This is a genomic window from Gottfriedia endophytica (assembly GCF_017814275.1).
GTDB lineage: Bacteria > Bacillota > Bacilli > Bacillales > Bacillaceae_G > Gottfriedia > Gottfriedia endophytica.
The window spans coordinates 119,817-126,146 of the sequence record NZ_JAGIYQ010000012.1; the positions used below are offsets into that span (position 1 = coordinate 119,817).

Sequence of the window (6,330 nt, forward strand, 5' to 3'; positions counted from 1 at the left end):
TTTATATCTTACTAGATTAGTATTAAATATATCTTTCATTGATGGAGTTCGTCATTGTTAGCTTTACTTATTAACAAATAAACTTGTTCTATTACAAATGTAAAATTATTCACCTAGCGGTTATTGTACCACACCTTACCACTAATTTTAACTTATTATTAAGAATGTTTTAATCATTTATTAAGCTTTTCTGTTTATTTCACCTTTAAGACTCCACCTGCAATAATAATTTTTATTATATGGTATAATAATATAATTAATTTTTAATCAATTTAAGAGGAGACATTAACAATGTACACCAAAGACAAGATTACAGGTTATATCGGAACCTACACAGACGGAGAAAGCGAAGGGATATATTCCTTTTCACTAGACCTTAAAAATGGAAAAATTGGAGAAGTCGAATTAGCCGCAAAACTGGACAATCCTACTTATTTACATATTACAAAAGATAATAAAAATCTTTATTCAGTTATTAAAATTGATCAAGCTGGTGGTATAGCAGCATTTTCAATCCCAAATGAATCAAAAAATCTTGAACTTTTAAATTACCAAGTGTCAGAAGGTAAACCACCATGTCATGTAAATGTAGATCCAGAACATCATTATGTATTTTCTTCAAATTTTCATACTCAAAAAGTGGAAGTTTTCCCAGTTAAAAATGATATGAGTATAGGTGAAGCATCAATCACTCTTTTCCATGAGGGCCACGGACTTCATAAAGACACTCAGGAAAAACCACATCTTCACTTTGCTGGAGTAACACCAGATGAACAATATTTATACGTTGTTGACTTAGGCTCAGATCAAGTCATTACATATGATATCAAAAATAATTTTGAAAAAAAATCAAGCCTTGCAATAAAACCTGGAAGCGGACCAAGACATCTTAAATTTCACGCAAACGGTAAATTCGCTTACCTTATCAACGAACTTAGCTCTGAAGTTACAGTTTTAAAATACAATAGCCAAGATGGAAGCTTTAAGGAAATTCAATATATCTCCACTCTTCCAAAAGACTTTAATGGTAAAAATACATGTAGCGCTATCCACTTATCTCATGATTCTCGTTTTGTATATGCAGGAAACCGTGGCCATGATAGCATAGCGGTTTTTAGTATCCATCCAGAAACATTTGAGCTAACTTTAATTTCTCACGCTAGTACTGCTGGAAGTGGACCTCGTGATTTTGCGTTAGATCCAACAGGAACATTCATCGTTGCTTCTAACCAAAATACAAGCAACCTAGTTTTATTTAAGATAAATCAAACATCTGGTGAACTGACAAAAATACAAGATGATATTTCTGTTCCAAACCCAGTATGTGTAAAATTTTCACATATTTAAATCGCTTCTCTTTTTAATTTCAATTGACAGCTTGCATGGTAGCTTAACGTGCACAATAGTAAATAACATAAAGAATACCCCACTTTACATATAAAGTGGGGTATTCTTTATGTTATTCTAAATTAATTAGTCGGCAATTCATTGAGAAAAGAATGAGTTGGAAAGTGTTTATGTAAATAGTCTGTGTAGATGTTTTTTGCCTCTTCAACAGATTGTTGGTATTCCGGTACTTCCTTAACAGTTAGTAAGTGATCCATTGCAACATGCCATTGGATTAAATCTGCATCTTTACTCATATTTAAGTCGAGTTTACTTTTCAGTGATTTAATTTTTCTAAGTGCTTTTCTTAATTTGAATTGTTGAAACATGAAAGTTCACCTCATGTACTTTTTTTCTTTTTTTCATTTTATAATGAAATTATTAAAAAATCCTTAATAGAGCATTTAATCTCACAAATTAATTAAAAGAATTTTTGATATATTTATGAATATTATAGTGTAAATTTGATTTACAATCAAATAAAGTGAAACTTCCATAAGTGGGGGCTTTTATCCCCCACCAATCTTCTTCGTGTCTCTCAATCTTGAGTTGGGGTTCTTACTGCCCGTTAATGCGGGATAAATGAATAATTCTTTGTTTTCACTAAACTAGTACAATGAAGAAACTTCATTTGATACTATATATTATTATTAATAACCTTTTTCTATGTTAACAACATTCGTCAATGGTTGATTAGTTGTAATCATAGACAGAGTCTGTAAAAAACAGTTAACACCCTCTTCTGGTGAAGTTAATGCTGAAATGTGTGGGGTAATTATTACATTTGGCATCTTCCAAAACTCAGATGAACCAGGCAGTGGCTCCACTGTAAATACATCTAAAATTGCTTTACGTATATGGCCATTTTCTAGAGCATATAAAAGCGAGTCATCATCAACTGTAGCTCCTCTTCCAACATTAATAAAACCTGCATTGTGTAAATAGTTGAAAATATTTTTATCTAATAACTTATTTGTCGCATGTGTAAATGGTAATGTACTAATTATCCAATCAGCACTTTTCAAGTGTTCAGGAGCTTCGTCAAACTTAACTACCCGTTCAAAATTCTCTTTAGGACTTCCACTCAATGAAACTCCTATTACCTTCATATTAAAAAATGATAATATTTTTGCTAAATATGATCCAATTTCCCCTGTACCAAAAATAACAACATGTTGTGACTGTAATGATTTGGGTTCTAGAACCTTCCATGTTTGATTTAATTGAAGTTCACTGAACTCATCATGTAACTGAATATCTTTTAACATGTAGCTTAAACAGTATTCTCCAATCTTCTTTCCAAACATATCAATCGTTCTTGTTAAAACAACATCATTCTTCCATTTTAAAGATACAAAACGGTCTACGCCTGCTGCTAAAGAATGTATCCATTTTAATTCACCAAAATGAAAATTAGGGGTTGGACGAAACCCTACATAAGCATCTGCCCAAATAAAATCTTCATATGTTGCCTCTTCTTCAGGCATGTAACGAAAATTTTGATCCAATTGATTTTTCTCTACAATTTCTTTTATTTCTTTATATAATCGATTAGCAACTAATATATTTTTAATCTCCATATTCTTTCTTCCCCTATTAATTAATTTATTTTAATTTTACAACATTTTCCAAAGAAACAAAAAAAAGAAATCCTTATTTTTGGGATTTCTTTTTACAATTTTTATTTATTATTCAATTCATTTAATTTTGCTTCAACAGATTCTAGCTTTCCTGCTATAGTACTTTTTTTATCTCTACGATCATCAATGCGAATTGTTGTTGCAACTCTTGCTGCTCCTTTATTAAAAGGAACTTCATGCATATCTTGAATCACTTTAAATAAATTAGGTAATTCTCCTTCAATCACAGTGTTCATAGGTGTTAATTGATAATTAATTGATTCTTTATGTTTTTCTAATACCTTATGTATTTCTGCTACATATTCACTTACACTAGTTGAATTAGTTCCTACTGGAATTATGGATATATCAATTATAGCCATTTCTATCACTCCTTTACTTTTTTATTATAACAAGAAAATGATTTTCTGATAAGTAATTGAATAGAATTATGATTTTTTTAGGGAATGAATAGTAAATTTCTCGTAATGAGAATAGTGGCACTATTTATATGTAGTAGTCATTATTTTAACACTTAAATATCTCATTAATCCTTCTTTAATTTTTTAACAGGCTAAATATTCTTTTTTAAACGGCTTTTTTCGTATACATTGTTGATATTTCAGTATGTGTAAGTTGATTTCCACTCCAGGATGCTCGCTTTCCTAGGGGCGTGAGCTGAGCCTCCTCGTCGCATACGCTCCTGCGGGGTCTCAGCCTTCCCGCATTTCCCACAGGAGTCGAGCAACCTTCCGTTCCAATCAACTTCTGTCTTTTAAATTACAAAAGCTAAAAGCAACAATCTAAAAAAAAACCTTTTAAATAAATTACTAAATCCAAAATGTGGACCATACCACCATGGTCTAAATGGAAATCACCAATCTTCACCTTTTTTATTCAACAACCCTTTTTGCATTTTGATGTCGATTGCCCCACTCTATTTTTTATTAACCATTTTCATACAAACTACTTGTTTCTAGCGGCAACATAATAATAGATATTATAAATTTTTGCATATAAATCATAAAAATGCATTTTTTTACAAATATTAACTTTAAATACATTTTATTGGAGGACTTGATGTGTTTAAAAAAGCATTATTTATTATAATTTTTCTTTTCGCATTTTTATTACAAACTAACCAATTTATCTTTACAAACGAAGTAAATGCGTTTAAAAGCCAAACTATTCGCAGAGGAGCTACTGGAGATGATGTAACTGAGCTTCAATCTCGATTACAATACATTGGATATTTCAAAGGAAAAGTTGATGGGGTTTTTGGATGGAGTACATATTGGGCACTAAGGAACTTCCAAAGTGCATTTGGCATCAAAGTTGATGGTGTTGCAAGTAAACAAACCATTCAAAAGCTAGAAAAAGCTACTAAATATACTGCGAAAACATCTAAACCAAGTCGTGTTTCTTCTTCAAATGTACCAGAAGGATATTCAAAAAATGATATTAATTTGATGGCAAATGCAGTATATGGAGAATCACGAGGAGAACCGTTTACCGGTCAAGTAGCTGTAGCTGCAGTTATTTTGAATCGAGTTGAAAGTCCTATTTTTCCTAATTCCGTAGCCGGTGTAATCTATCAACCAGGCGCATTTACAGCCGTTTCAGATGGACAAATTAACTTAACACCAAATGAAACTGCAAAAAAAGCTGTTATTGATGCGATAAATGGATGGGATCCAACTTCAGGTTGTATCTATTATTTTAACCCTGTTACCGCTACAAGTAAGTGGATTTGGGGTCGTCCGCAAGAGTTAACAATTGGTCATCATATTTTTTGTAAATAACATGAACTAAGGATGTGTTCGAATGAAATCAAGCATAATTATTGGTGGCTTGGTAGTTGCATTACTTGGGAGTACATATTGGGGTTATACCGAATATGCAAAGAAAAAAAATGTTATGATTCAGGCAGAAAACAATTACCAAAGAGCTTATAATAATTTAACATACAATGTTGACTTATTACACGACAAGCTCGGTACAACACTTGCTATGAATTCTAGTACTTCTCTCTCACCTGCTTTGGCAGATGTTTGGAGATTATCAACAGAATCCCAATCTGACATTGGACAACTCCCTCTTAGGTTGTTGCCATTTAATAAAACACAGGAATTCTTAACAGATGTTGGGAATTTTAGTTATCGTACTGCCGTCCGTGATTTAGAAAAACAACCTTTGACAGACCAAGAGTACTCGTACCTTCAAACTATTTATAATAAATCTGAGGGAATCCAAAATGATTTAAGAACAGTTCAATACCGCATTATGCAAAATAACTTAAGCTGGTTGGATGTTGATCAAGTCCTTTCATCCAAAAACACACCACAAGATAACGTAATTATTGATGGGATGAAAGCTGTTGAAATGAGTAATAAAGCTTATACAAAAGAAAATTTCGGTCCTACTACAACTAGTCTACAAAAAGATGCTAAAGGTTTAAAATACATTCACGGTAAAAAAATTTCAGCTAACGAAGCGAAAAGTATTGCAACTTCTTTCCTTGGGCTAGATAAAACCGCTAAAATAAATGTACAAAAAAGCTTAAAAGGTGCTGAGGTTCCATTTTATATTTTGACAATACAAAATCCAAAATTAAACAGCGAAACGTATATGAATATAACAGAAACTGGTGGAAATCCTGTATTATTCATTACAAGTAGACCAATGCAGAAACAAAAAATAAGCTTAGATGAAGCAGTTAGTAAAGCAAAAAGATTTTTACAAGATAAGAACTTTAAAAATATGGAGCTAATTGAAAGTTCTCAATATGATACGATGGGCGTATTAACATTTGTACCAAATATAAATAACGTACGGATCTATCCTGACTCAATTCAATTAAAAGTAGCATTGGATGATGGTAGTATTCTAGGTTATAATGCTAAAAATTATTTAGTTTCTCATCATAAACGAACGATACATCCACCAAGTTTAACACTTGAAGAAGCACGTAAGAAAATGTCTAAAAAAGTTACTATACAAGAAGAACGCTTAGCGATCATCTCAAATGATTTTAATAAAGAAGTACTTTGTTATGAATTTGTTGGTACTCTTGGCAATGATACGTATGACATTTTTGTAAATGCAAATAACGGCACAGAAGAAAAAGTTAAAAAACTTCAAAATATTGAGCAGATGTATGAATAATTTTGGTTAATCATAAAAACAAACTACCTTTTCAATTTAAAATGTACCCTTTGTAAAGGACATTAAAAAAAGCCTAGGCAACTTTAAGAAGATGATCTCTGTATTGAACAGGGGTCATCTTTTTTAGATTCCATTGGTATCTGTAATGATTGTAATAGGT

The 6,330-nt window shown here is 31.6% G+C and carries 7 protein-coding genes; 3 read left to right on the forward strand and 4 right to left on the reverse strand.

Translation table 11 applies throughout. From position 1 onward, the window contains the following. The first annotated feature begins 291 nt into the window (after positions 1-291). The gene (locus J5Y03_RS15740) at positions 292-1,347 is read left to right on the forward strand and encodes a lactonase family protein (RefSeq protein ID WP_209406951.1); all 1,056 of its coding nucleotides are present in this window, start codon (positions 292-294) and stop codon (positions 1,345-1,347) included. Between the two features lie 122 nt (positions 1,348-1,469). On the opposite strand, the gene J5Y03_RS15745 is transcribed toward J5Y03_RS15740, so the two are convergent. The 3 genes from J5Y03_RS15745 to J5Y03_RS15755 all read right to left on the reverse strand — a co-directional run bounded on the left by J5Y03_RS15745 (position 1,470) and on the right by J5Y03_RS15755 (position 3,388). Next, positions 1,470-1,715, reverse strand: coding sequence for a hypothetical protein (locus J5Y03_RS15745; RefSeq protein WP_209406952.1), 246 nt, complete (start codon positions 1,713-1,715; stop codon positions 1,470-1,472). A gap of 321 nt (positions 1,716-2,036) precedes the next feature. After that, a complete protein-coding gene (locus tag J5Y03_RS15750; RefSeq protein WP_209406953.1) occupies positions 2,037-2,966 on the reverse strand; it encodes a D-2-hydroxyacid dehydrogenase in 930 nt (309 codons plus the stop codon). A 101-nt stretch (positions 2,967-3,067) separates the two neighbouring features. Beyond that, positions 3,068-3,388 (reverse strand): MTH1187 family thiamine-binding protein, encoded by a 321-nt coding sequence (locus J5Y03_RS15755; RefSeq protein ID WP_209406954.1) that lies wholly within the window; start codon positions 3,386-3,388, stop codon positions 3,068-3,070. Between the two features lie 699 nt (positions 3,389-4,087). Here J5Y03_RS15755 and sleB point away from each other — a divergent pair. Both sleB and ypeB read left to right on the forward strand, forming a co-directional pair. Then, the gene (gene sleB / locus J5Y03_RS15760) at positions 4,088-4,807 is read left to right on the forward strand and encodes a spore cortex-lytic enzyme (RefSeq protein WP_209406955.1); all 720 of its coding nucleotides are present in this window, start codon (positions 4,088-4,090) and stop codon (positions 4,805-4,807) included. 22 nt (positions 4,808-4,829) lie between these two features. Beyond that, complete coding sequence (ypeB, locus tag J5Y03_RS15765) at positions 4,830-6,170, forward strand: germination protein YpeB (RefSeq protein ID WP_209406956.1); 1,341 nt, start codon at positions 4,830-4,832, stop codon at positions 6,168-6,170. Between the two features lie 73 nt (positions 6,171-6,243). Here the strand turns inward: ypeB and J5Y03_RS15770 are convergent. Further along, on the reverse strand, positions 6,244-6,330 hold an 87-nt coding region (locus J5Y03_RS15770; protein ID WP_209405270.1), incomplete at its 5' end, for an IS3 family transposase.